Source organism: Massilia sp. Masssp94 (genome assembly GCF_059491305.1).
The window spans coordinates 706,565-732,185 of record NZ_CP168501.1 but is presented as its reverse complement, the minus strand read 5'-3'; the positions used below and the strand labels follow the sequence as shown (position 1 = coordinate 732,185).

At 68.2% G+C, this 25,621-nt stretch carries 20 protein-coding genes; 10 read left to right on the top strand and 10 right to left on the bottom strand.

The genetic code is table 11. The annotated features are described in order from the left end of the window. Nucleotides 1–9: 9 nt before the first annotated feature. From ACEN9G_RS03075 to ACEN9G_RS03050, 6 genes are all read right to left on the bottom strand, one after another. Nucleotides 10–861 (bottom strand): hypothetical protein, encoded by an 852-nt coding sequence (locus ACEN9G_RS03075; RefSeq protein WP_413343182.1) that lies wholly within the window; start codon nucleotides 859–861, stop codon nucleotides 10–12. Between the two features lie 79 nt (nucleotides 862–940). Continuing rightward, on the bottom strand, nucleotides 941–1,717 hold the full coding sequence (gene otnI / locus ACEN9G_RS03070; RefSeq protein WP_413343184.1) for a 2-oxo-tetronate isomerase: 777 nt from the start codon (nucleotides 1,715–1,717) through the stop codon (nucleotides 941–943). A 35-nt stretch (nucleotides 1,718–1,752) separates the two neighbouring features. After that, nucleotides 1,753–3,030 (bottom strand): MFS transporter, encoded by a 1,278-nt coding sequence (locus ACEN9G_RS03065; RefSeq protein WP_413343186.1) that lies wholly within the window; start codon nucleotides 3,028–3,030, stop codon nucleotides 1,753–1,755. A 75-nt stretch (nucleotides 3,031–3,105) separates the two neighbouring features. Then, nucleotides 3,106–3,540, bottom strand: coding sequence for a MarR family winged helix-turn-helix transcriptional regulator (locus ACEN9G_RS03060; RefSeq protein WP_413343188.1), 435 nt, complete (start codon nucleotides 3,538–3,540; stop codon nucleotides 3,106–3,108). 333 nt (nucleotides 3,541–3,873) lie between these two features. Beyond that, the gene (locus ACEN9G_RS03055) at nucleotides 3,874–5,307 is read right to left on the bottom strand and encodes a DEAD/DEAH box helicase (RefSeq protein WP_483127672.1); all 1,434 of its coding nucleotides are present in this window, start codon (nucleotides 5,305–5,307) and stop codon (nucleotides 3,874–3,876) included. Nucleotides 5,308–5,661: 354 nt separating this feature from the next. Further along, nucleotides 5,662–6,441, bottom strand: coding sequence for an inositol monophosphatase family protein (locus tag ACEN9G_RS03050; protein ID WP_413345182.1), 780 nt, complete (start codon nucleotides 6,439–6,441; stop codon nucleotides 5,662–5,664). Between the two features lie 170 nt (nucleotides 6,442–6,611). On the opposite strand from ACEN9G_RS03050, the gene ACEN9G_RS03045 reads away from it, so the two are divergent. The 7 genes from ACEN9G_RS03045 (at nucleotide 6,612) to ACEN9G_RS03015 (ending at nucleotide 12,901) form a co-directional block, all read left to right on the top strand. Further along, a complete protein-coding gene (locus tag ACEN9G_RS03045; protein WP_413345180.1) occupies nucleotides 6,612–7,376 on the top strand; it encodes an RNA methyltransferase in 765 nt (254 codons plus the stop codon). Nucleotides 7,377–7,454: 78 nt separating this feature from the next. Continuing rightward, nucleotides 7,455–7,976, top strand: a complete 522-nt coding sequence (locus ACEN9G_RS03040) for a twin-arginine translocation signal domain-containing protein (RefSeq protein ID WP_413387554.1) — start codon at nucleotides 7,455–7,457, stop codon at nucleotides 7,974–7,976. Further along, nucleotides 7,973–9,604 (top strand): GMC family oxidoreductase, encoded by a 1,632-nt coding sequence (locus tag ACEN9G_RS03035; RefSeq protein WP_483127671.1) that lies wholly within the window; start codon nucleotides 7,973–7,975, stop codon nucleotides 9,602–9,604. The genes ACEN9G_RS03040 and ACEN9G_RS03035 overlap by 4 nt, the downstream gene beginning before the upstream one ends. 3 nt (nucleotides 9,605–9,607) lie before the next feature. Next, nucleotides 9,608–10,531 (top strand): lipase family alpha/beta hydrolase, encoded by a 924-nt coding sequence (locus tag ACEN9G_RS03030; RefSeq protein WP_413343223.1) that lies wholly within the window; start codon nucleotides 9,608–9,610, stop codon nucleotides 10,529–10,531. Between the two features lie 50 nt (nucleotides 10,532–10,581). Further along, nucleotides 10,582–11,259, top strand: coding sequence for a TetR/AcrR family transcriptional regulator (locus ACEN9G_RS03025; RefSeq protein ID WP_413343225.1), 678 nt, complete (start codon nucleotides 10,582–10,584; stop codon nucleotides 11,257–11,259). Further along, the gene (locus ACEN9G_RS03020; RefSeq protein WP_413343227.1) at nucleotides 11,256–11,795 is read left to right on the top strand and encodes an LOG family protein; all 540 of its coding nucleotides are present in this window, start codon (nucleotides 11,256–11,258) and stop codon (nucleotides 11,793–11,795) included. Before ACEN9G_RS03025 ends, ACEN9G_RS03020 begins: the two co-directional genes overlap by 4 nt. Before the next feature lie 251 nt (nucleotides 11,796–12,046). Then, nucleotides 12,047–12,901, top strand: coding sequence for a DeoR/GlpR family DNA-binding transcription regulator (locus ACEN9G_RS03015; RefSeq protein ID WP_056127552.1), 855 nt, complete (start codon nucleotides 12,047–12,049; stop codon nucleotides 12,899–12,901). Here the strand turns inward: ACEN9G_RS03015 and ACEN9G_RS03010 are convergent. Further along, nucleotides 12,898–15,012, bottom strand: a complete 2,115-nt coding sequence (locus tag ACEN9G_RS03010) for a hypothetical protein (protein ID WP_483127670.1) — start codon at nucleotides 15,010–15,012, stop codon at nucleotides 12,898–12,900. The two genes, ACEN9G_RS03015 and ACEN9G_RS03010, sit on opposite strands and share 4 nt — an antisense overlap. 171 nt (nucleotides 15,013–15,183) lie before the next feature. On the opposite strand from ACEN9G_RS03010, the gene ACEN9G_RS03005 reads away from it, so the two are divergent. Genes ACEN9G_RS03005 through ACEN9G_RS02995 form a run of 3 tightly spaced genes read left to right on the top strand, consistent with a single transcriptional unit; the run spans nucleotide 15,184 to nucleotide 21,334 of the window. Beyond that, on the top strand, nucleotides 15,184–18,243 hold the full coding sequence (locus ACEN9G_RS03005) for a TonB-dependent receptor domain-containing protein (RefSeq protein ID WP_413343994.1): 3,060 nt from the start codon (nucleotides 15,184–15,186) through the stop codon (nucleotides 18,241–18,243). Nucleotides 18,244–18,257: 14 nt separating this feature from the next. Then, nucleotides 18,258–19,736 carry a glycoside hydrolase family 28 protein gene (locus ACEN9G_RS03000; RefSeq protein ID WP_483127669.1) on the top strand — a complete coding sequence of 493 codons (1,479 nt, stop codon included), beginning with the start codon at nucleotides 18,258–18,260 and terminating at the stop codon, nucleotides 19,734–19,736. Continuing rightward, entirely contained in the window at nucleotides 19,733–21,334 is a 1,602-nt protein-coding gene (locus tag ACEN9G_RS02995; RefSeq protein WP_483127668.1) for a glycoside hydrolase family 43 protein, read from the top strand. The genes ACEN9G_RS03000 and ACEN9G_RS02995 overlap by 4 nt, the downstream gene beginning before the upstream one ends. Before the next feature lie 5 nt (nucleotides 21,335–21,339). Here the strand turns inward: ACEN9G_RS02995 and ACEN9G_RS02990 are convergent, their stop codons facing one another. Genes ACEN9G_RS02990 through ACEN9G_RS02980 form a run of 3 tightly spaced genes read right to left on the bottom strand, consistent with a single transcriptional unit; the run spans nucleotide 21,340 to nucleotide 25,621 of the window. Beyond that, entirely contained in the window at nucleotides 21,340–22,434 is a 1,095-nt protein-coding gene (locus ACEN9G_RS02990; RefSeq protein ID WP_413343307.1) for a GGDEF domain-containing protein, read from the bottom strand. A gap of 2 nt (nucleotides 22,435–22,436) precedes the next feature. After that, complete coding sequence (locus tag ACEN9G_RS02985; protein WP_413343303.1) at nucleotides 22,437–25,181, bottom strand: bifunctional diguanylate cyclase/phosphodiesterase; 2,745 nt, start codon at nucleotides 25,179–25,181, stop codon at nucleotides 22,437–22,439. Next, nucleotides 25,181–25,621 carry a type 2 periplasmic-binding domain-containing protein gene (locus tag ACEN9G_RS02980; protein ID WP_413343305.1) on the bottom strand — a complete coding sequence of 147 codons (441 nt, stop codon included), beginning with the start codon at nucleotides 25,619–25,621 and terminating at the stop codon, nucleotides 25,181–25,183. Before ACEN9G_RS02980 ends, ACEN9G_RS02985 begins: the two co-directional genes overlap by 1 nt.

The window sequence follows — 25,621 nt, the reverse complement described above, 5'->3', positions numbered from 1 at the left end:
CTCGTGCGCTCAATCGGACAGGGCGTCGCGCAGTTTCGTCAGGTCGCGCGCATAGACGGCCAGCAACTTGCGCACGTCGTCGCCGTGCAGGTTATTCAGGTTTTCGCGCAGTTTCTGGTGGCCCAGCGCGACCTTCGTCAACCCCTGGAGGGCCAGGTCGTAGCGTTTGTCGACCAGTTTGTACTCGGTCGACTTGTTGAGATAATGGACCTTGGCCAGGGTCACGAGCATGCGGTCGGACGTCTTGGTGGAGAAGGGGATTTCGACGTCGAAGATGCCGAGCACGGTCTTCTTCTCGTTGTCGTTGGTCTTCGCGTACAGGCGGGTCAGCTCGATCATGGCTTCCAGCAAGACCTGCACGTCGGCGTCGCCGTCGCGCACCATTGTCTCGACGCTGCGGTTCTGGTAGCCGGATGCAATGACCCGCGTCAGCAGCCGCGTCAGGCCCGTGTACGCGGCGATCTGGCGCTGTTGCAAGCCGGATTCCGCGTTCGCCTTGAGACCATTGCCGAGGTCGTCGATGCGGTCGGACAAGTCGTAGCGCGCGTCGCCCGCCAGCACGCTCAACGTCTGCATGTACAGCACGACGGTCTTCTGGATACTGACGAAGTCGTCGTACACGGCACGCCGGCGCGCATCGTTTTCCTTCGCGATGCGGTCGGCGGCGGGAGAGAGGTACGGTTGTTCGCGCTCGTAGGTGTCGCGATAGCGGCGCGACAGTTCGCCGTAGCCGCCCAGTTTGGCCGACGCGTCGGCAAATTGCCGCACCTCCGCCAGGCTCACGGGGCCGGTACTGGCGCAGCCGCCGAGCACCAGGGTGGCGGCGAGGACGATCAGGGTAAAACAGCGTCGCAGGTCCATGGGTCCTTTCTGGACGGCAAAAGGCCGGCCCGAAAAGCCCTCATTCTTTCAAACTGGCGGATGCTGTCATTGCCAATGCTCAAGTCAAGGCCGTGCGCCACCCCAGGCCGGCCACGGTGTCGCCCAGCGGGATGTATTCGCAGCCGACCCAGCCGTCGTAGCCCAGCGCGTCGAGCGTGCGGAACAGGAAGGGGAAATTGATCTCGCCGGTGCCCGGCTCATGGCGGCCCGGCACGTCGGCCAGCTGGATGTGGCGGATCAGCGGCATACGTTCGCGCAGCGTGTTGGCGAGGTCGCCCTCCATGCGCTGCATGTGATAGATGTCGTATTGCAGGAACAGGTTCGGCGCGGCGGCTTCCGCGATGATGGCGGCGGCTTGCGCACTCTTCGTGAGGAAATAGCCGGGGAGGTCGCGGTCGTTGATCGGCTCGATCAGCAGGTCGATGCCGTGCGGGGCCAGCGCGGCGGCGGCGAAGCGCAGGTTGTCGATGAACGTCGCGTGCGCGCGCTCGGGGGCGACGTTCGGCGGCAGCTTGCCCGCCAGGCAGTGCAGGCGCTTCACGCCCAGGTCGAGCGCGTATTCCAGCGCCAGCTCGACGGTGTCCTGGAATTCGCCCACGCGGCGCGGATCGCACGCCATGCCCCGTTCGCCCGCCGCCCAGTCGCCGGCCGGAAAATTATGCAGCGCCAGTTCCAGCTGGTAGCGTTGCAGGCGGCCGGCGATCTGCTCCGCCTCGAAGGCGTAAGGAAACAGGAACTCGACGCCGTCGAAACCGGCCGTACGGGCGGCGGCAAAGCGTTCCAGGAAGCCGAGCTCGTTGAACATCAGGCTCAGGTTGGCGGCGAAGCGGGGCATGCGAATTCCTCTTGGCGGTGAAACAACCCGCTATCCTAAACCATCGTGCCGGCCGGCGCAGCGCGCAGCGCGCGCATCGGCGTGAACAGCCAGGCCAGCAGCGCGGCGCCCACAAGGAACAGGCCGGAGCCGCCGAACAGGGTCGCCAGGGTGACGCGGCTGGCGAGCCAGCCGGCCACGACGGCCGCCAGCGGCGCCAGGCCCATGAAGATGAACATGAACAGGCTCATCGTCCGGCCCAGCAGTTCGCGCGGCACGCGCTGCTGGATCCACGTGAACACGGCGACCTGCACGAACCCGCCCAGCACGCCGATGGCGACGTTGATCAGCATGCCCTGCCAGCTGGCGGTGACCAGGCCCAACGGCATCAGCAGGACGCCGGCGATGCCGTCGATCAGCAGCAGGGTCATGCCGAGGTTGCCCGCACGCCGTTTCCCGGCGATGCCACTCGCCGCCATGCCCAGCAGCGCGCCGGCGCCATGCGCACCCATCAGCAGGCCCAGCGCGGAAGCACCGTGCAGGCGGCTGCTCGCGAGCAGCGGCAGCGCGACCTGCATCACGCCGCCGATCACGCAGGCGCACAGGCCCCAGTAGATGAAGCACGTGCGCATCATGGTGTCGCGCCAGACGGCCGCGAGACCGTCTGCCACCGACTTGAATACCGGCTGCCTGGCCGCCGGCGCGAACGGGCGCGGCTGGACCTTGGCGAGCGTCCAGGCGGACAGGGCGAAGCTGATGCAGTCGAAGCCGAACGCGAGCGCCAGGCCGCGCATGTGTTGCGGACCGTCGGTGCCGTCGCCGGCCAGCGCGAACAACAGGCCCGCCAGCAGCGGCCCGGCCAGCATCGTGATCTGGCGCAGCCCCATCATCATGCCGTTCGCGGCCTGCAGGTGCTGCGGGGCGACGGCATGCGGCAGCATCGACGTGCCGGCCGGAATGCTGAACGCCGATGCGAGCGACAGGCCCAGCGCCAGCGCGAGCACGACGGGCAGGTGCGCCTGGCCGGTGTAGACGAGGACCGCGAGGACGGCCAGCAGCACCGTGTTGACGTGCTTGGTGAGCATCAGGATGCGCTTGGGCGAGTGGCGGTCGACGAGCGCGCCGCCGAACAGGATCAGGATCGCACGCGGGATGCCCATCAGCGCGACGGCCATGCCCAGCGCAACGGCATCGCCGGTCAGCTTGAGCACGAGCCAGGGCAGGGCGATCTGGGTGAACTGGTCGCCGAGGGTGGAGATGACGCCGCCGCTCATCAGCCACGTGAAATTCCGGTCGCGCAGCAGGGCGGTGCGCGGGTTCTGTGCGTCTTGCATGCTCGTCTCCTTGTCGTCGTGCGGGCGTGCGCGGGCCTGGCCGGCACGCCATCGTGTTGGTGGTGCGAAGGTGGATCAGCGCTGGATGCCGGCGATCTGCGCGAGCAGGTCGGACGTCGCGCGCAACTGGTCGCCGGACGGTGCGCCCAGCATGGCGCGGCTGATGTTGTCGACGACGGTCGTCGCGTTCGTCACGAGTTCGTCGCCCGTCGGCGTGATCAGGGCGTAGCCGACGCGGGCGTCGCGCGGATCGCTCTGGCGCGTGACGAGACCGATCTTTTCCAGCGGCAGCAGCGAGCGGGTGACGCCGGACGCAGTCAGTCCCAACCGATCGGCCAGGTCGACACGGCGCAAACGCCCGCCCGGTGCGCGCTGCAGGTGCAATAGCAACTGGTAATCGGCAAAGCTGATGCCGTGATGGCCGCCGAGGGCGCTGTCGAGCCGGCGGACGAGCGTCGCCCAGGCCCGCGCGAGGCGCAGGCAGAATTCAGTGGTGAGACTGTCGGACATGATGACTCCTGGTACTTAATGGTTACTTGATTCGTCAAGTATATGGAGAATGTCGACCATTGGCAAGTACTTGAGTGCGCAAATAAATTCGGGGTCAGGTCCAATTTTTTTGTAACTTCGGGGTCAGAGCTCATTTTGGTGGATGATCTTCGAAGCAAGTTCTGCCGGCTGACGCCGATTTACTCATGGGCGCAATGGGCAAACCGTACGAAATCTTGGCTTACCGGACATTGATCGAAAAAGTGCTCTGACCCCGAATTTGAGCCTTTGTTATGGGTAAAAAAAGACCGGGAGCAGGTCCCGGTCTTTTTTGTGATGTCGCAGAATTACGTATCAGCGCTCGCCGCCCGAACGGGCTGCGGATGCCGGACGCGGGCCGCGGCCCTGGCCGCGACCGCCGCCGTTGCCGCCGTTGCGGTTGCCCGGCTGGCCGGTGCGTGCGCCGCCGCCGCTGTTTCCACCATTGCCGCCGTTGCCGCCATTGCGTTGGCCCGCGCCCTGTGCGCGCGCACCGCCCGCGCTATTGCCGGCGCCACGGTTGCCGCCCGGGCGGCCGCGGTTCGGATGGCCCGCCACGCCGCTGCGCAGCTGGATCGGTTGCGGCTTCGCCGTCGGATCCGGCTCGAAGCCCGCGATGACCTGGCGGGGCAGCGTCTGCTTGATCAGCTTTTCGATGTCCTTCAGCATCTGGTGCTCGTCGACGCAGACGAGCGACACGGCCTCGCCGGTGGCGCCGGCGCGGCCCGTGCGGCCGATGCGGTGCACGTAGTCTTCCGGAACGTTCGGCAGGTCGTAGTTCACCACGTGCGGCAGCTGGTCGATGTCGATGCCGCGCGCCGCGATGTCGGTGGCGACGAGCGCCGTCAGGCTGCCGTCCTTGAACTCGGCCAGCGCCTTGGTGCGTGCCGACTGGCTCTTGTTGCCGTGGATCGCCATCGCGCCAATGCCGTCCTTGCCCAGCTGCTCGACGAGCTTGTTTGCGCCATGCTTGGTGCGGGTGAACACGAGCACCTGTTTCCAGCCGTGCGTCTTGATCAGGTGGGCCAGCATCGGGTGCTTCTTGTCGCGGTCGACCGGGTGGATCTTCTGGGCGATGACTTCGACGGTCGAATTGCGCGGCGCGACTTCGATCATGGCCGGGTTGTCCAGCAGGCGGTCGGCCAGGGCCTTGATCTCGTCCGAGAACGTGGCCGAGAACAGCAGGTTCTGGCGCTTCGGCGGCAGCACGGCCAGCACTTTGCGGATGTCGTGGATGAAGCCCATGTCCAGCATGCGGTCGGCCTCGTCCAGGATCAGGATCTCGATCTTGTCGAGCTTGATCGTGCCCTGGGCGACGTGGTCGAGCAGGCGGCCCGGCGTGGCGACGAGGATGTCGACGCCGTTCGCGAGCAGCTTGATCTGCGGGTGGATGCCGACGCCGCCGAAGATCACGGCGGAGTTCAGGTTGGTGTGCTTGGCGTACATGCGCACGTTTTCCTCGACCTGGGCCGCGAGTTCGCGGGTCGGGGCGAGCACGAGGGCGCGGATCGGGCGCTTGGACGTCTTGCTGGTCAGCGCGGCGCCGAATTTGTCGGTCGACAGGCGGTGCAGCACGGGCAGCGTGAAGCCGGCGGTCTTGCCGGTGCCCGTCTGGGCGCCTGCCAGCAGGTCGCCGCCTTTCATCACGGCGGGAATCGCCTTGGCCTGGATCGGAGTCGGGGCGGTATAGCCCGCTTCAGTGACGGCGCGCACGATGGCGTCGGACAGACCGAGAGTATTGAATGACATAGTTATCTGGTAGGGATCGGCCCGTCGCTCCTGGGAGCGCCAGTCCAGCCGATCGGATTACACAACAGGGCGCCCGGTACTGGAGCCGGTACGCCGAGACGCAAACGTAGACACAAACGTCAACGGTCACGCGACATTATAGTTAAATATGTTTCGCTATGGAAATTTTAGCGCGGCCTGTGTCGTTTATGACAGGACCGGTGGAAGCGGGGGCGCGGCACCTCGTGGGTACCGGAGGCAATCTTGACAGGCCGACAACGCCGCCTGACGCGGGAAAGCCGCGCGGCCAGCAAGGCCCGCGGCATTCCCCGGACTTACACAGGGCGTATTTTACGCGAAACGGCGGGAGGCCGCTCAGGCGAAGGGCTTCAGCAGCGCGACCATGCCGGCGAAGACCTTCGGGCCGGCGGCGATGATGTCACCCTTGTTGAGGTATTCGGACTCGCCGTTGAACTCGCCGACGATGCCGCCCGCTTCGGTCACGAGCAGCGAACCGGCGGCGATGTCCCAGATTTTCAGGTTCTTTTCGAAGTAGCCGTCGACGCGGCCGGCGGCCACGTTGGCCAGTTCCAGCGCGGCCGAACCGCTCGAGCGCAGGCCGTGGCAGCGCGGGGCGACGACTTCGTACATGCGCAGGTATTCGGCCAGGTCGCGCGGCTCGGCGCCGTGGCCGGAGCCGATCAGGGCCTTGTTGATGCGGTCCGCATTGCGCACGCGGATACGCTTGTCGTTCAGGTAGGCGCCGGCGCCCTTGGTGGCGGTGAACAGGTCGTTGCGGACCGGGTCGTAGATGACGGCCTGCGTGATCACGCCGCGCTGTTGCAGCGCGATCGAGATGCAGTAGTTCGGGTAGCCGTGGAGGAAGTTGGTGGTGCCGTCGATCGGATCGATGATCCAGACGTATTCGCTGTCGTCGTTCAGGTTCGCGGTGGGGCCCGACTCTTCGCCGAGGATGGCGTGGTCGGGGTAGGCTTTCAGCAAGGTTTCGACGATCGCCTGTTCCGACGCCTGGTCGATGTCGGTCACGAAGTTGTTGTGGCTTTTTTCGCTGACGGTGATGCGGTCGAGGTCGAACGATGCGCGGTTGATGACGGTCGCGGCGCGGCGGGCGGCCTTGATGGCCGTGTTGAGCATGGGATGCATAGAGGGCTTCCGTAAAAAAATGCTGACGCCCACCGCGCAAGGGCGCCGTGAACGATCTGAACGAGAAATAATTAAAGAGCAAAGCGGTGCCGAAGCCGTTAAAATCGCGAACTTCTTGCCCGCATTTCAACGCTCGTCACCGCGCGATGGCGTTATTTTAAATGAACCCGACCGAAACTGTCTCTTCTCTTTTCACTCGTCTACGCTTCGTCCTGGTGGAAACGAGCCGCGCCGGCAACGTCGGCTCGGTGGCGCGCGCCATGAAGACGATGGGATTTTCCGACCTCGTGCTCGTCGCGCCGCGCTGCAACGACCCGCTGCACGATCCGGAGGCCGTCGCCTTCGCCAGCGGCGCCATCGACGTGCTCCAGGGCGCACGGATCGTGGATTCCATCGGCGAGGCGCTGGACGGCTGCAATTTCGCGGCGGCCGTGTCGGCCCGCCTGCGCGAGTTCTCGCCCCCTGTATGGACGCCGCGCGAATTTTCTGCGCACGCGGCAGGGACGGAAGACCTGCATCCAGCGCTCATCCTCGGCAACGAGCGCTTCGGCCTGCCGAACCAGATCGTCGAGCAGTGCAACGTCCTGATCAACATCCCGGCCAATCCCGAGTATTCGTCGCTGAACCTGTCCCAGGCCGCGCAGGTGCTGGCCTACGAATGCCGGCTGGCCGCGCAAGGGGAGAACCGGACGCAGGAAGGCATCGGCTTCCACGGCGAGGCGGCGAGCGTCGCGCAGATCGAGGGCATGTACGCCCACCTGGAAGAGGCATTGGTCGCGATCGGCTTCCTCAACGCGAGCAATCCGAAAAAGCTGATGCCGCGGCTGAAGCGCCTGTTCGCGCGCACGCAGCTGGAGACGGAAGAAGTCAACATCCTGCGCGGCATTGCCCGCCAGATGATGAAATCCACGGGGCGGGATTCCTAGACGGCTTGCTCTAGTCCGAGTTGGTCGCCTGACCTGTTCTTTCGCTTACACTTTGAAAAACACATACAAAGGGTAGGCATGGAGACAACCCGCAGAACCTTCCTGAAAGCCGGCCTGCTGTCCGCCGCGGTCCTGGCCGCGGGCGGCGGCTGGTACCGGCACACGCATCCGGCGCCCCCGCGCGGCTTCGTGCTCGACGGGGAGGCGCGCGCCGCGCTCGACGCCATCGTCGCCGCGATCCTGTCCGGCGCCTTGCCGGATGCGCCCGCCGACCGGGCCCGCGCCATCGCCGCGACGACGGCGCGCGTGCACCAGACCATCCTCGGCCTGCCGCTGCCGGCCCAGCAGGAAGTGCAGGACCTGTTCGGCCTCCTCGCGCTCGGTCCGGCGCGGCGCCTGCTGACGGGCATCCCGGACGGCTGGGCCGCCGCGAACGAGGCGGACGTCGCCGCGTTCCTGCAGGACTGGCGCGTGCACCGCCTGTCGCTGCTGCGCACGGCGTACGCGGCGCTGCACGACCTCGTGCTGGGCGCCTGGTACAGCGAGCCGGCGCACTGGGACGCCATCGGCTATCCCGGCCCGCTGAAGGAACTGGCATGAGCAGCCAGAACGTGATTCCCGATCCGATCGTGGCCGGCCTCGCGCGCGGCTGGAAGGTCATCGACGGCGCGCGCGAAGACAAGGACCGCGATCTCAGCGCCGACGTCGTCATCGTCGGCAGCGGCGCGGGCGGCGGCGTGACGGCGGAGATCCTCGCGCTGTCCGGCCTGTCCGTGATCGTCGTGGAGGAGGGCGCACTGAAGTCCTCGCGCGACTTCAGGATGCGCGAGGCGGACGCCTACCCGGCGCTGTACCAGGAATCGGCCGCCCGCAAGACGCGCGACAAGGGCATCAACATCCTGCAGGGCCGCACGGTGGGCGGGTCGACGACGGTGAACTGGACGTCGAGCTTCCGCACGCCGCCCACGACGCTCGCGTTCTGGCAGCAGCGCTTCGGCCTGTCGACGTATGGCGAGGCCGAGCTGGCGCCGTGGTTCGCGCTGATGGAAGCGCGGCTGCACGTGGCCGACTGGCCCGGCGCGCCGAACGAGAACAACGACCTGCTGCGGCGCGGCGCGGAACAGCTCGGCATCCCGACGGGCCTCATCCGCCGCAACGTCAACGGCTGCTGGAACCTCGGCTATTGCGGCATGGGCTGTCCGACGAACGCGAAGCAGTCGATGCTCGTGACGACGATCCCGTCCGCGCTGGACCACGGCGCAACCCTCGTCACGCGCGCCCGCGCCGAACGCCTGGCATGCACAGGCGACCAGGCCGACGGCCTCGATTGCACGCTGCTCGACGCGGGCGGCCTGCACGCCACCGGACGCCGCCTGCGCCTGCGCGCCCGCCACTACGTGCTCGCGGGCGGCGCCATCAACACGCCGGCGCTGCTGCTCCGGTCGAAGGCGCCCGACCCCAGCGGGAAGCTGGGCAAGCGCACGTTCCTGCATCCGACGCTCGTGTCGGCGGCGCTGTTCCCGCAGCGCGTCGACGGCTACGCGGGCGCGCCGCAGACGGTCTATTCGGACCACTTCCTGCACACGCAGGCGATCGACGGCCCGCTCGGCTTCAAGCTGGAAGCGCCGCCGCTGCACCCCGTGCTGCTGGCGACGACGATGCAGGGCTTCGGCCGCGAGCACGCGGAGATGATGCGCCACTTCCCGCACCTGCAGGGGATGCTGGCGCTGCTGCGCGACGGTTTTCATGCCGAGTCGCAGGGCGGCACCGTGGGCCTGAACGGGGACGGCTCGCCTGTCCTCGACTACCCGCTGAACGATCCGCTGTGGGACGGCGCCCGGCGCGCCCTGCTGACGATGGCCGAGATCCAGTTCGCGGCCGGTGCCAGCGGCGTGCAGGTCGCGCACGAACGGGCGCCGCGCTACGCCAGCTGGGCCGAGGCGAAGGCAGGCATCGCCGCGCTGCCGTTCGAGCGCCACCTCACGCGTGTCGTGTCGGCGCACGTGATGGGCGGCTGCGCGATGGCGGACGGAGACCAACATCGCGGGGTGACGGGGCCGGATGGCCGTTACCGCGGCCTGGCCAACGTGTCCGTGCACGACGGCTCGCTGTTCCCGACGTCGATCGGCGCCAATCCGCAGCTGTCGATCTACGGCATCACGGCACGCCTCGCCAGCGACCTGGCGCACTCCCTCACGGGCCGGCCGGCCGCGCGGCCGCAGGCGTAAGACATGCCGGCCAGCGCCCGCACCCTGCTGCGCCTCGTCCTGCTCGTGCAGCTGGCCGCGGCGCTGCTGATCGCGTGGGCGCTGCAGCACCGGGGCGTGCCGGTGTGGGGCGCGCTGCTGGCGGGCGGCGGCGCCGTCGTGCTGGTGCGTCTCCTGATCAACATGAACAATTTTGTCATGGCGGCGCGCGCGGCGAGCCACACGCCGCCCGAGTTCCGTCTCGGACCCGCGGCACGCCTGCGCATGCTGGCCGAGGAATTCCGGGCCAGCATGCTGGTCACGTCCTGGCACGTGCCGCGCGGCTGCGCGCGCATGTCCCTCCATCGAGAGAGTGGCCGCGTGCCGGTGCTGCTCGTGCACGGCTACGGCTGCAACAGCGGCTTCTGGGCGCACCTGGAACCGTTGCTGGACCGCGAGCGCATCAGCCACGCCACCATCGACCTGGAGCCGGTCGCGGGACGCATCGACGATTACGCGCCGCTGATCGAGGCGCGCGTGCGGGAGTTGTGCGCCGCAACGGGCGCCGCGCGCATCGCCATCGTCGCCCACAGCATGGGCGGGCTGGCCGCGCGGGCGTGGATGCGCTCGTACGGGAGTGCCAACGTGGCGAAGTTGATCACGCTCGGCACGCCGCACCACGGCACGGTGCTGGCGAACCTCGGCCTGGGCGAGAACGCCGCGCAGATGCGCCGCGACAGCGCGTGGCTGCGCGACCTCGCAGCGGGCGAGACCCCGGACGTCCGTGCACGCATCGTCTCCATCTATACCCACCACGACAACATCATCGCGCCGCAGGATTCGAGCATCCTGCCGGGCGCGCGCAACGTCGCATTCGGCGGCGTGGGGCACGTGGCGCTGGGCAGCAACCCCGGCGTGCTGGCCGAGGTGTTGCGCGTTCTGACAGAACTGCAGCCGGCCATGGCCTGAGGGTCCGGTCGATGATATCCTTGCACGTGAGTCCACCCATACTTGTTTCCATGCAACAGAAAGCCCCGCGCCGAACCCGCGAACGCATCCTCGAGCTGTCGCTGCGGCTGTTCAACGAATTCGGCGAACCGAACATCACCACGACCGTGATCGCCGACGAGATGAACATCTCGCCGGGGAACCTGTACTACCACTTCCGCAACAAGGACGACATCGTGAATTCGATCTTCGTCCAGTTCGAGGCGGAGATCGAGCGCATGCTGACCGTCCCGGCCGGCCGCCGCTCGAACATGGAAGACGTGTGGCTGTACCTGCACCTCATGTTCGAGTTGATCTGGAAGTACCGGTTCTTCTACCGCGACCTGAACGACCTCCTGTCGCGCAACCGCAAGCTGGAACTGCACTTCAAGGCGATCCTCGCCCACAAGATCAAGGTCGCGCGCCAGCTGTGCGAAGACCTGCGCAGCGAAGGCTCGCTCGAAGCGGGCGACGCGCAGATCGGCGCCATGGCCACGAACATGGTCGTCGTCGCCACGTACTGGCTGTCGTACGAATACGTGCGCAATCCGCGCAAGTACAGCGAGCAGCAGGCCATCGCGGATGCGCTCGCGCGCGGCTGCTACCAGGTGCTGTCGATGCTGGGGCCTTACCTGCGCGGCGACACGCTCGCGCTGTTCCAGCGCCTGTCCGACGACTTCCTCGCCAAACTGCCACCGGAAGCGCCATGAAATCCATCGCCGTCTACTGCGGCGCCTCGCTGGGCGCCGATCCTGTCTATGCCGACGCCGCCCGCGGCCTGGCGCGCGCCCTCGTCGAGCACAACATCGGCCTCGTCTACGGCGGCGGCAAGGTGGGCCTGATGGGCGTGATCGCCGACGAAGTACTGCGCCTCGGCGGCGACGCGACGGGCGTGATCCCGAAGCACCTCGTCGAGCGCGAAGTGGGCCACGCCGGCCTCACGCGGCTGTTCGTCGTGAAGGACATGCACGAACGGAAGGCGATGATGTCCGACCTGGCCGAAGGCTTCATCGCCATGCCGGGCGGGATGGGCACGCTGGAAGAACTGTTCGAGATGGTCACGTGGGCCCAGCTGGGCATCCACGCCAAGCCCATCGGCCTCCTCAACGTGGACGGCTTCTACGACGGCCTCGCGTCCTTCATCGACCACCTCGTCGGCACCGGCTTCGTGCGGCCCGCGCACGCGGAGTTGCTGGTGCGCGACGCCGACCCCGACACGCTGATCCGTCGCCTGCGTCAAGCCTGATCCAATCGCTCGATGTTTGCGGAAACATTGAGCGCTTCCTGATCGTTACACGAGCGAATCCTGGTGTCTCCCCGTGCCTTGAAATGATATCGATCGCGTATCCCTAACATCATTGTTGTGCGCTATCATAATTCGGTAGCACAAGGCGATTCGGCATGTGCACGATGAACGCGATACGCGTCGATCCCCATCCACCACTAAAACGGGGCCGCCGCACGCCGGATCGATTTCGATATCGAGAAGGAGACACCATGATCAACAAGCGTCGCAACCGCCTGCTCAAGCTGCTCGACGAGCGCAAGGCGGCCACCGTGCACGAGCTGGTCGAATCGCTGGACGCGTCGCCGTCCACGATCCGCCGCGACATCAGCTGGCTCGCCGCCCGCAACCTCATCCACCGCACGCGCGGCGGGGCCGAGACGACCCCGCGGAAGAAGCGCCTCGGCGGCCTCGCCAACGACACCTTCGCCGACAACCTGCGCGCCAACGCCGCGCGCAAGTACGCCATCGCCCGCCACGCCGCCGCGCTGTGCGAGGATGGCGAAACGATCATCATCAACGGCGGCACGACGACGTTCATGATGGCCGACTTCCTGGCCGACCGCAGCCTCAAGATCATGACCAACTCGTTCCTGATGGCCGACCGGCTGCTTGCGACGAGCCAGAACGAAGTGCTGATCCCGGGCGGGACCGTCTACCGCGACGAGAACGTGATCCTGTCCCCGTTCGACAACGATGCGACGGGCGACCAGTACGCGTCGAAGATGTTCATGAGCGTGTCCGGGCTGTCGATGCTGGGCCTCGTCGAGACCGACCCGCTGCTGATCCGCGCCGAACGGCGCCTGATCGGCCAGGCCGAAAAGCTCGTCGTGCTGGTGGACAGCTCCAAGTTCGCGCGCCGCGCGGGCCTGATCCTGTGCAACCTGAAGCAGGTGCACACGGTGATCACGGACAGCGGCGTCGCCGACCTGTCCGTGCAATGGCTGGAGCAGGCGGGCGTGAAGGTGATCGTTGTCGAGCCGGAGACGCCGCCGGCGCAGGATTGCATTGCGTTGGATGGGGCGCAGTTAGGGCTGCACGGGACCATGTGCGCGATGCTGGCCTAGGGCAGCGGCTTCAACCCTTCCGCCCGCACGACCCAGGTCCCATCGTGTGGAAACCCGGGCGCCGCCCCGGCCGGCGCGCCATCCCAGCCGCCCGCCATCATCGCGACGGCGGCCAGCAGCGCGCCGTTGCCGGGCAGGTAGACGGGCAAGTCCGTGTTCGGATTGTGCCCGGCCGCCGTGTAGCCGTTGTTCGGCACGCCCGTCTTCATCAGGACGTCGACGGCCGTCTCCGGACGGCCCAGGCGCGCCGCCGTCATCGCGATCATCGGATAGTCCCAGCCCCAGATCTTCGCCTTCCAGTCCCATTGGGCGAGCACGGCGTCCAGGGTGCGGTCCATGACGGCGCGGTCGACGCCCGCGCCCGGCAGCTGGCCCAGCGCCATCAGGAACGACGGGTGGTCCTGGCGGCTGGCGACGTCGTCCCACGTGTCCGGGATCGATTCGAGCGCGACGTATTTGCCGTCCTTGACCGGGAGGGCGGACAGGTGCCGGCGCTTCTCGTCCCAGTCGCTGCTGCGCGGCAGGCCGAGGCGCGTGCGCCAGGCCTGCGCGATCTCCAGCGCCGTCGACCAGTACGACAGTTCGTACGCCGGATTCATGCTGGCGGCCGGATCGTGGATCTCCTGCGCGATCCACAGCGGCGGGCCCAGGACCCAGCGCTTGTTCCCGTCGTCCCACGCGAGCATCGACGCCATCGCATCGGCCGTCGCGAACACGAGGTCGCGGTAACGCTGGAGTGTCGCGGGCGAGGGATCGTCGCGGTACAGCAGTTCGGCGAGGTGGATCGGATGCGGCTGGTTCCACACGATCAGCGGATTGCCGCCAGGGCTTTCGCGCCCCTGCGGACTCGTCATCTTGGGCCAGCGCGCACCCTGCAGCCCGCGCGAGGCCGCGACGGCGCGCGCGGCGGGCAGCGTGGCGCGGAACCAGTCCAGCGCCCGCTGCAGGTACGCCGGACGGCCCCACAGCGCGAAGTGCGCCGTGTGCCACCAGATCATCTCCGTGTGGTGCTTGCCGTACCAGGTGGACGTCGTCAGCCCGCTTTCCTGCGGCGGAACATCGCCGCCCGCCTGGATCGCCGTCAGGTATTGCGACAGCACGACGCGCCGTTCCAGCTCGGCCGCGCGCGGGTCCGTGCTGCCGCTGAAATCGACGGCGCCGCCGCTGCGCCAGAACGCCGGCCAGTGCGCGGCGCTGCGCGCGAAGACGTCACCGGTATCCGGCGCCGGCTTATCCGGCGCATACGCGAGCGTGAAGGCGAGCACCCGCCCGGACTTCGGCCGCAGCTCGAACGTGTGCGGCGCCGGTGTCGCGATGGTCAAGGGCGTTGAGGCGCGCAGCGCCGCGCCGTAGCGATAGCCGTCGCGCGCATGCGCGAGCACGAGGGTGTCGGCCGTGCGCGTCACGATCGTCGTCGTGTGCGACGCCGGCTGCGACCAGTCCAGCGGCGGATTCTGCTTGATGCCGCCGACGTAGCCGCGCGGGAGCGCGAGCCGTACGGCCAGGCCGCGCGCGAGCAGCGTCGATTCGATGCGCACGGCGAGCGTGTCGCGGTCCGGGTCGACGGCCGTCGTCACGACGACCCGTTCGCCGTCGATGGTGTACGCGCTCGTGAGCACGCCGCGCCACAGGTCGAGGCGCTGGTCGATCGCGCCCACGTCCGCCAGCGCGAGCGGTTTGCCGTCGCGGTGCGTGTAGGCGATGGCGAGTTGTGCGAGCGGCTGCGGGTGCGGATTCTCGCGAAGCCAGGCGGCGGCCGGCACGTCCATCCGCGTCGGATAGTCCACGGTCTTGCCGTGCGCCGTGTAAGCCTTGTTCGCATCGGCGAGCTGGTACCCGTGCGGATTCGGATCTTCGTGCCACGCCCACCGTGCCTGCGTTTCGAGGCCGATGCCATTGGCGCGGTAATGGTCGGCGAAGGTCTGCAGGCCCGTCACGTCGGCGGTGAAACAGAAGCGGCCATTGCCGACGCTGAGCGGCGCCCACGGGTCGGGCGCCGCCAGGTGCGGTGAATGACGCGTGACGAGGGCCTGGCGGTCGATGCGGTCGGCCGCGTGCGCGGGCAGGACCGTCACGAGCAGGAGCAGGGCGGCGAAGGCAAAGGCGGGCATGGCGTCTCCAGGGATGCGACAGCCGATGATAACCGCCGGTTTTCGCAATTGCGATCACGTTTTTGACCAGATTTCCTTTCGGTCAGTCCACTGAGCGGTCGCCGATTGACCCTGTTCGCGGCGGCTGTCTACCATCTTTACGCCCATCGATAATCCATAAGGAAAAACGGCATGAAGACGAGACGCAAGCACAAGCGGGCCCGCGCCCACCACACCACAACGATGTCCGCGTTACTGATCGCGGCAAATCTCGGTTGCCACGCGAACGCGCAGGAAGCCGACGTATCGAAACCCGAGGAGAACAAAGTCGTCGTGACCGGCTCCCGCCTGGTCAGCCGCGGCTTCCTCGCCCCGACGCCCGTGACGACGGTCGACGCGCAGGAACTGAAATTGACCGGCACGCAGAACCTCGAGGTGATGCTGTCGGATACGCCGCAGTTCACCGCGAACCAGCTCAGCAGCCCGACGGCGAACACGGTGCAGCCGGGCCAGCCGTCCGGCACGTCCACGCTGAACCTGCGCAACCTGGGACCGACCCGCAACCTGGTGCTCGTGAACGGCCGCCGCTTCGCCATCACGGGTCCGGACTTCACCACCGACGTCAACACGATCCCCGCGGCGCTCGTGAAACGCGTGGAGACGGTGACGGGCGGTTCGTCCGCCGTGTACGGCTCGGACGCCATCTCCGGCGTCGTCAACTTCATCCTGCGCGATAACTTCGAAGGCGTGGAGATCAACGCGCAGCGGAGTATCGACCAGCTCACGCGCACGCCGAACGATTCGCTCGACCTGACCGTGGGCGGCAATTTCGGCGGCGGCAAGGGCAATGTCGTCGTCTCCGTCAACTACATGGACCGCGACGGTTTTACCCGCGGCGAGCGTGGCGGCTGGGCGCTGCCGTCGCTGGGCGATGGCTGCGTGACGGCGGCGTCCTGGTCGTCCACGCGTCCCGGCACGCCGCTCGCGGTGCCGGCGGGGCAGACCTGTGTGTCGGCGGGCGGGCGTCCGGGCCTGATCTTCAGCGGCTCGTCGAACGTGCCGACGGGACGCATCGGCAACCTGCCCGTCGTCGGTTCCGCCGCGTCGAATCCGGCCCTGAACGCGGCGCTCATCGGGGCCGGGCTGCAGAACATGTCGACCCTCGGCGCCATCTTCGACCCGGCCGGCAGGAGTGTCCGGCCATACGCGGCGCCGGGCGACGCGTACGACCTCGGCCCGCTGTCGTACATGGTCACGCCGCAGAAGCGCTGGATGAGCAATGCGTTCGCCCACTACGATTTCAGCGAGCGCGCCACGGGCTACATGGAGGCGCACTTCAGCAGTAATTCCGCGAGCGTGCAGATCGGCCCGACGAGCGCCAGCGGCAACTTCCTCTTCAATACCAACAACCCGTATCTGAGTCCGCAGATGCAGGAGGTGCTGCGCCAGCTCGACCTGCGCGAGACGGGCACGACGCGCGTCACGAACGGCACGTCGAGCCTGACCACGACGCCGGGCGACGGCCTCGCCGTGTTGAACTACAACCGCCGCTTCTCCGACCTGGGCGGACGCGTGGCGGACACGGACCACCAGGTCTACCGCATCGCGCTGGGCCTGCGCGGCAGCCTGCCGGACGTGTCGGACCGCTGGCTGCGCGACCTGAAGTACGACGTGTACTACACGAAGGCGCGCACGACGGAGACGCAGGACCAGGCGGGCTCCATCTCGCTGAGCCGCTTCCAGAACGCGATCCTGGCGCAGAACGGCGCGGCGCCCGTGCTGAACCCGTTCGGCCAGAACCTGACGGAAGCGTCGGCCAATGCGATCTCGGTGGCGTCGAAATCGAAGATCACGGCGGAGCAGAACGTCCTCGCCGGTAACGTGGCGGGCTCGCTGATGGACGTGCCGGCCGGCGCCATCGACTTCTCGACCGGCTTCGAGCGCCGCTACGCGTACAGCGCCTACAGCCCGGACGTGTTCCTGTCGTCGGGCGACGTCTCCGGCTGGAACGCGGCCCGTGCGACGAAGGGTTCGACCACGGTGAAGGAGCTGTACGGCGAGGTGCGCGTGCCGCTGCTGGCGGACAAGCCGTTCGCGAAAAGCCTGTCGGTATCGGGCGCGTTCCGCCGGTCCGATTACGACGTCGCGTCGGTCGGCAAGGTCTGGACCAGTTCCATCGGCTCGGAATGGGCGCCCACGCGCGCACTGACGTTCCGCGCGCAGAAGCAGAAATCGATCCGCGCGCCGAACGTGGGCGAATTGTTCGGCGGGCAGGGCACGAACGGCCCGATGGCCACGGACCCGTGCTCGAGCCGCGCCCCGCTGGCGCAGCAGACCCAGGCCGTGCGCGTGCTGTGCGAAGCGACGGGCGTGCCCGCCAACCTCGTGTTCGACCCGGCCGTGCAACCGTCGCCGTTCATCACGCAGGTCGTCGGCGGCAACCCGGACCTGTCGGCCGAGAAGTCGCACACCGTCACCGTCGGCGCCGTGTTCATGCCGCCATCGGTGAAAGGCCTGCAGCTGAGCGTGGACTGGTACCGCATCACCGTCGACGACGCCATCTCGACGCTGGGCGGCGGCGGCATCCAGTCCGTGCTGGACCTGTGCTACAACACGATCCGCAACGCGGCCAGTGTGTACTGCCGCGCGATCAACCGGGACCCGATCACGGGCCAGATCGCGGCGCCGACCTATGTGATGACGACGAACGCCAACATCGGCGGCATCGCGACGCGCGGCGTGGACCTCGCCGGCCACTACAATTTTACGAGGGACGGCATCCAGTGGACGCTCGATTCCAACTGGACGTACGTGAACGAGCTGACGTTCACGCCGATCCAGGACCTGCCCGAGCTGAAGAACCGCTGCGTGGGCACGTGGGGCGCCACGTGCGGCCAGCCGGTGCCGCGCTGGAAGGGTACGACGCGCGTCAGCATGAAGCGGGGACCGCTGCTGCTCTCGGCCCGCGCACGCTATACCGGCCCGGTGACGGTGGACTCGTACGCGCTGGCCGCGAACCCGCCCGCGCTGGAATCGCTGACGAATCCGAAGATCAAGTCCTATACTTGGCTGGATTTGACCGCCGGCTGGGAATTCAGCCGCATGGTCAACCTGACCGGCGGCGTGCGCAATGTGCTGGACAAGGATCCGCCGATCCTCGGTTCCGCGCAGCTGCCGGCGAATAACACGATCCCGGCCACGTACGACACGCTCGGACGCCAGCTGTTCGTGACCCTGAACGTGAAGCTGTGAAGGAGGCCCGCACGATGATGGAACGACGTACCCTGCTGCAGGCGGCGCTGCTGGCGCCGTGGCTGCTGCCCGCCGTCGCGCGGGGCGCGGCGTGCGCGACGCCCGGCTGGGCGGACGCGCTGCGGCGCGACCTGGATGCGATGGCGGACGAGCTGACGCGCACGCTGCACCCGTGGCCCGTGCCGGACAAGGTGTTCGTGCCCGAGGCTTACGGACTGCGGCCCGGAGAACCCGCGACGGCCGCGATCCGGCGCGCGGTCGACGCCTGCGCGGCGGCCGGCGGCGGCGTGGTCCGGTTGGCGCAGGGCGACTACGTCAGCGGCACCATCGACCTGCGCTCCGGCGTGATGCTGGAAGTGGCCGAAGGTGCGCGCCTGCTGGCCAGCACGGACCTGAAGGACTATCCGGAGCGGCGCGCGCGCCGGCCCACGGTCCAGGACAGCAATATGGGGATGAACCAGTCGCTGATCTTCGCCGAGCGCTGCACGCGCGTCGGCGTCCGCGGCAAAGGGCTCATCGACGGGCGCGGCACGCCGGCCAACTTCCCGGGCGAGGAAACGACCGGCGCCACGCCGGGCCGGCCGTTCCTCATCCGCATGCTCGATTGCAGCCGGGTCGTCATCGCGGATGTCCGGTTGAAGGATTCGCCGTGCTGGATGCAGAACTACCTGAACTGCGAGGACCTGATCGTGGACGGCATCCACGTCGAGAACCAGGCGAACCACAACAACGACGGCATCGACATCGACGGCTGCCGCCGCGTCATCGTGCGCAACTGCTTCATCAGCGCCGAGGACGATGCCCTGTGCTTCAAGGGTGCTAGCCAGCGGCCGATCGACCAGGTGCTCGTCGAGCACTGCCGCCTGTACAGCACGTGCAATGCGCTGAAGTTCGGCACGGATTCGCAGGGCGATTTCCGCAACGTGCTCGTGCGCCACGTGGAGGTGGGCGGGCCGGCGGCCGACATGCGGGCCATGAAGCGCCGCAAGGCCGACGGCGGCATCTCGTGGGAATCCGTCGACGGCGCTACGGTCGAACGGGTGCTCGTGCACGATGCGCACATCGTGCGCGCCGAGAGCCCGCTGTTCCTGCGCCTGGGCGACCGCGGGCGCGTGCGGCCGGAGCAGGCGCGCCCGCAGCCGGGCCGCCTGCGCCGCATCGTGTTCGACCGCATCACGGGCAGCGACAACGGCAGGCGCGGCTCGTTCTTCACGGGCGTGCCGGGCCACGCGATCGAGGACGTGCTGCTGCGCGACGTCGACCTGCCCATGACCGCGACGACCGAACCCGCCGTGCGGCAGCAGGACATCCCGGAAGCACCCGCGGCGTATCCCGATCCGCACATGTTCTCGACCGTGATGCCCGCCTACGGCCTGTGGACCCGCCACGTGCGCCGCCTGACCTTGCAGCGCGTGCGCTTCACCACCACCGACCCCGACCCGCGCCCGATGCTGCTGGCGGGCCCCGACGCCGACTCTCCCTGTACACCATGAAACGACTCGTCTTCCTGCTGGCCGTCCTGCTGGGCACCGCGCACGCGGCGGAACCCGTGCGCACCTACCGCAACCCGATCCTGTACGCCGACTACTCCGATCCGGACGTGATCCGGTCCGGCGACGATTACTGGCTCGTCGCGTCGAGCTTCCACTTTTCGCCGGGCCTGCCCGTGCTGCGCTCGAAGGATCTCGTGCACTGGACCATCGCCGGCCACGTGCTGCCGCGGCTCCCGTTCGACCCGGCCTATGACATGGTCCCGCCGTACACGCTGACGGACGCCACGTCGAAACCCGTCACGGGCCAGCGCTACGCCCGCGGCGTGTGGGCGCCGTCGCTGCGCGAGCACGCCGGCAAATTCTACGTGTACTGGGCGACGCCGGACGAGGGCATCTTCATGAGCACGGCGAATGACCCGGCCGGGCCGTGGAGCGCGCCCGTCGCCGTCATCGCCGGTCCCGGCTACGAAGACCCGTGCCCGTTCTGGGACGACGACGGCAAGGCCTACCTCGTCCACTCGAAGGTCGGCGCCGGGCCGTTGATCCTGCATGCGATGAGCGCGGACGGTACCCGCGTGCTCGACGCAGGCAGGACGATCGTCGAGGACAAGGTCAACCTGCCCACGCTGGAAGGCCCCAAGGTCTACAAGCGCAACGGCTATTACTACATCTTCGCGCCCATCGGCGGCGTGGGGCACGGACCGCAGGCCGTGCTGCGCGCGCGCCGCATCGACGGGCCGTACGAGGCGCGCAAGGTGCTGGTGCCGGGGAACGGCATCGAGGGGCCGCACCAGGGCGGCTGGGTCGAGACGCCGTCGGGGCAGGGCTGGTTCATCCACTTCAACAGCACGGGCGCGTTCGGGCGCGTCGCGCACCTGCAGCCGGTCGTGTGGAAGGACGACTGGCCGGAGATGGGACAAGCCGGCCTGCCCGTGCTCGAGGGACCGGTCCCGGACACGGGCCGCAGCACGCCCGCGGACCGGCTGCAGGACTCGGACGAATTCGCCGCGCCGGCGCTGGGCCTGCAATGGTCGTGGAACCACAATCCGGACGATGCGCACTGGAGCCTCACGCAGCGGCCCGGCTATCTGCGCCTGCAGGCCAACGAGGCGAAGTACCTCGTCGGCGCGCGCAACGTCCTCACGCAGATCCTGCAGGGCCCCGCGTCCGAGATCACGACGCGGCTGGAACTGAAGGGGCTGGGCGAGCGCCAGCGCGCGGGTCTCGTGCTGTTCGGCGTGGGCGTGCCCTGGGTGGGCGTCGTGCACGAGGAGGGCAAGGATTATGTGACGGTGGCGAACGGCGGCGTGGAGACCCGGGTGGGCAAGGTCGACGGCAAGGCCATCGTCCTGCGCGCGGCCGTGGCGGAAGACCAGACCGTACGCTTCTCGTATGCGCGCGACGACTCCGACGAATTCCACGCGGCCGGTATGCCGGTGAAGCTCGCGCCGTTCTCGTGGTGGAAAGGCAGCCGGCCCGCCGTGTTCACGTGGATCAAGGGCGACACCGACGCGCCGCGCGAGGGCGGCGGCCCGCGGCCGATCGTGCGCGATTACGTCGACGTCGACTGGTTCCGCGTGACCCGGTCCGGACGCTGACGGCGTCAGGCCTCGATCACCCGGTTGCGTCCCGCCACCTTGGCCGCGTACAGGGCCTTGTCGGCGCGGTTCACGGTCTCGACGATGGGCTCGTCGGGATGCCAGATGCTCAGGCCGGCCGAGAAGCTGACGTGCCCTGCGGCGCTATCGCAGGGCTTCAGTGCGGCCACGCGCGCGCGCATGCGCTCCAGCACGGCGCGTGCGTTGGCGGGCGTCGTGTTCGGCAGCATCAGCAGGAATTCCTCGCCGCCCCAGCGCGCCAGCGCGTCGCCTTCGCGCAGTTCGGCGCGCGTGGCCTGCGCGAAGTCGCGCAGCACGGTGTCGCCCGCCGCATGGCCGAAGCTGTCGTTGATCCGCTTGAAGAAGTCGATGTCGAGCACGGCGATGCAGGTCGGCCCGCGCGCGGCGTCGCGCCGGCGCTCTTCCTGCGCCAGCAGCTCGTTCATGTGGCGGCGGTTGGCCAGCTTGGTCAGCTCGTCGATGGTGGCCAGCGTGCGGATCGTGTCGAGCGCCGTCAGCAGCTCGTCCTTCTGGGTCTTCAGGCGTGCGCGCAGCTTGCTCATTTCGCCGGTCAGCAGGGTGACCGCAAGCGAGGCGACCGTCACGAACACGAAGTTCACGGCCTCGGCCTCAGGCGGAAAATGCAGCGGATCATGCGCTGCGTGCCACCACATCGTGGCGCCCATGACGGACAGGTTGAAGGCGGTCAGCATCAGGGTCTGGCGCGGACGCAGGGCGAAGACGCAGAACACGACGATGACCGGCAACCCCACCAGGGTCGCGCCGCGCAGCGGCCCGGCGATCGAATAGCCCCAGACGTGGCAGCTGATGCTGAAGATGCCCTGCAGGCCCGCCAGGATGGTCGGCGCGAGCCCGATGCGGGCGCCGATGCGCACCAGCGGGTAGAACACGGCCACGCCCGCGGTGACGTAGAGGCAGATGGCACGGGCCTGCGGCTGTCCCGCGAGCGCCGCGGGGCCGAACAACATGCCGATGACGATCGTGTACATGATGGCCGTGCCGGCCCAGTATTGCAGCATGCGGTGCAGCTTGCGGTCCGCGCCGAACAGCATGCGCGCGGTCTGGTGGCGGGTGATCATGCTCACGCCCTCGCCAATTGCGTGACGTCGCGCGGCTGGCGTTGCTGGGCCTGCAGCATCTCCGTGATGCGCTCGGCCGGCACCGGAGGGCTGAACAGATAGCCCTGCATCTCGTCGCAGTCGTTCGCCACCAGGAAGTCGCGCTGTTCGACCGTCTCCACGCCCTCGGCGATCACGCGCAGGTGCAGGCGGTGGCCCAGCGAGATCACGGCCAGGGCGATCGCCTGGTCGTCCGAGTTGGAGGCCAGGTCGCGCACGAATGACTTGTCGATCTTGAGCGTCGAGATCGGGAACGATTTCAACGCGGACAGGCTCGAATAGCCGGTGCCGAAATCGTCGATCGACAGCGTGACGCCCATCTCCTTCAGTTCGCGCATGCGTTCGATGGCCTGGTTCAGGTCGCGCATCAGCAGGCTTTCCGTCACTTCCAGGTCCAGCGCGCAGGGCGGCAGGCCGGTGTCGCGCAGGGCGCCGGCGATGCGTTCGACGAGGCGCTTTTCCTCGAACTGGCGGGCCGACACGTTCACCGACACCGTCAGCGGATCCAGCCCCGCCGCGCGCCACAACTGGGCCTGGCGGCATGCGGTGCGCACGACCCATTCGCCCAGGCCGACGATCAGGCCCGACTCCTCCGCGAGCCCGATGAAGCGCATCGGCGGCACGATGCCGTGTTCCGGATGGCGCCAGCGGATCAGCGCTTCCACGCCGAACAAACGGCCCGTGCGCAGGTCGACCTTCGGCTGGTACAGCAGGTGGAAGCGCCCCGCGGGGGCTTGCAACGCGGGCGCCTGGCCATCGGTGGCGTCGTGCGTGTCGTCCGCCAGCGTGGCGTCCAGCGCCCTGCGCATGTCTTCCAGCATCACGAGCTTTGCCTCGACGCTGGCATTCATCTCGCGCGTGTAGAACTGGAAGTTGTTGCTGCCCAGGTCCTTGGCGCGGTACATCGCGGCGTCGGCGTTCATCATGAGGGTCTTCGGATCCTCGCCGTCGCGCGGGTACACGACGACCCCCATGCTGCAGCTCACGCGCACCGCCTGGTCGCCGATCTGCACGGGTTCGGTCACGGCTTGCCGGATCTTTTCCAGAACGGGCGTGAGCGCGAGCGGACTTTCGCCGGCCTCCGGCAACAGGATCACGAACTCGTCGCCGCCCAGGCGGCCGAGGGTGTCCGTGCGGCGCAGGCAGGCCTGCATGCGGCCGCCCACGACCTTCAGCAATTCGTCGCCGGCATTGTGACCGAGGCCGTCGTTGACGAGCTTGAAACCGTCCAGGTCGACGAAGGCGAGGGCGAGATGGCCGCCGTTGCGCTGGGCGTTGCGCACGGCCTGGTCCAGGCGGTCGCGGATCAGGCTGCGGTTCGGGAGGCCGGTCAGCTCGTCGTGGTGGGCCATGTGGCGGATGCGTTCCTCGGCCAGCTTGCGCTCCGTGATGTCGCGCACCATCGCGACGGCGCCGCCTTCGACGGGCACGATCTGGCGCTGCAGCCAGCGCCCGGCCGTCGGACCAGCGGTCGCCTGCCACTCGGCCTCGATGACGCGCTGTTCGAGCACCACCTGCACGAGGTGTTCCCACATGCCGTTCGTGCGGTAAAACGGCAGCGCATCATCCAGCAGCTGGCCGCGCAGCGCCTCGCTGGCGATGCCGGTGAAGAGTTCGGAGCGGCTGTTGGAGTCCTCGACGAGGAAGTCGACGATGGTGCCGTTCATGTCCGTCACGCTGCGCAGCACGAAGAACGCGTCCGGGCTCGCTTCCGACGCGGCCGCATAAGTCTGCTGCGCCTGGCGCTCGCGCCGGCGCGCCTTCGCCACCTGCCACGACCACGCGCTGATCATCGCGACGACGGCGACGAGCAGCGAACTCGCGGCCGTCGCGCCGACGAGGTAGGTGCCGTAGTGCTGCTCGTACTGCGCCATCTGTTCGCTGTCGGCCAGGCCCACGACGGCCGTGAGCGGGAAGCCCGACAGGCGGCGCGCGCCCGCATAGCGCTCGATGCCGTCCGGTGCCGTCGGATGCGGGGCGACCGCTTCCTCCCCGATGCCGTCGAGCGCGATCGGCTGGCCCCACGACACCTTGTCGCCGATGCGCACGGCGCGCGCGACGCCGTCGCTGCCGACGAGCGCCAGCAGGCCCAGTTCGCCCCCGCGCGAGCGTTCGTACGAGCTGGTGAAATACGCCGGATCGACTTCGACGATGGCGACGCCGGCGAAGCGCCCGTGGCCGTCCTCGATGCGGCGCGTGAAGTGCAGGTGCGGCTCGGACCGGGCGGTGTCGCCGACGGTCTGGCTGACGAATACCCCGTGGCCGCCGCCGTTCGCGTGCACGGTGAAATACGGCGCGCGCGACACATCATGCGCCGGCATGGAGGGATTGCTGTCGACGATGGTGCCGTCGCGGTCCGCCACGCTGACCTGGAACACGAGGCCGGGCGGCAGCAGTTCCTCGGCGCGCAGCGTGGGCAGCGCGGCGTGGGGGCCGTTCAGTTCGACCGAATACTTGATCACCTTCAGCGTCTGGTCGATGGCGTTCAGGTTGCGCGCGACCTGCGCCTCGTACGTCTCGAGCTGCTCGCGCACGGCATCGCGCGCCGCGTCGACGGCCGCGCGCCGCTCCGTTTCGACGAAGTGGAAACAGGCGGCCCAGATGGCCACCAGCGGCAGCAGGGCGAACAGCGGCAGCGCGATGTGCGTCTCGAGGGCGCGCGCGAGCCAACGGGGACGGCGGCGGTCGGAGTCGGCGGACGGCGTCATCACTGCACCATGAGGACCGGGTGCACGCTCGCGTCGAGCGCGCTGCGTTCGATGTAGCCGATCGCTTCCGGATCGCCGGCCACCTTGCGCCGCACGGCCGCGCTGTCCGCCAGCTCCGAGGGCGGCTGGCCGCGGCCCGTGAAGACAATCTTCGACCAGTGCGCCTTCAGCAGCGCGGGCGTCTTGTTCGTCACGCGCGCATAGAATTCGTCGCGCGTCGGCGCGCCGAGGCGCAGGTCGAACGGCACCGCTTCCGTGCCGTCCGGGAAGCGCACGGATTGGCCGAGGAAGATCGCGGCCACCTGGTCGGCGCGCAAGGTGGCGACGGGATTGCGCGCGGAGACGATCACGACGAGATCGGCCGCCGTCGCCGGCGCGCCGGCCAGGATGCCGAACAGCAGGGACGTGCCCAGCAGGCGGGAATACTTGAGCGTCGCCAT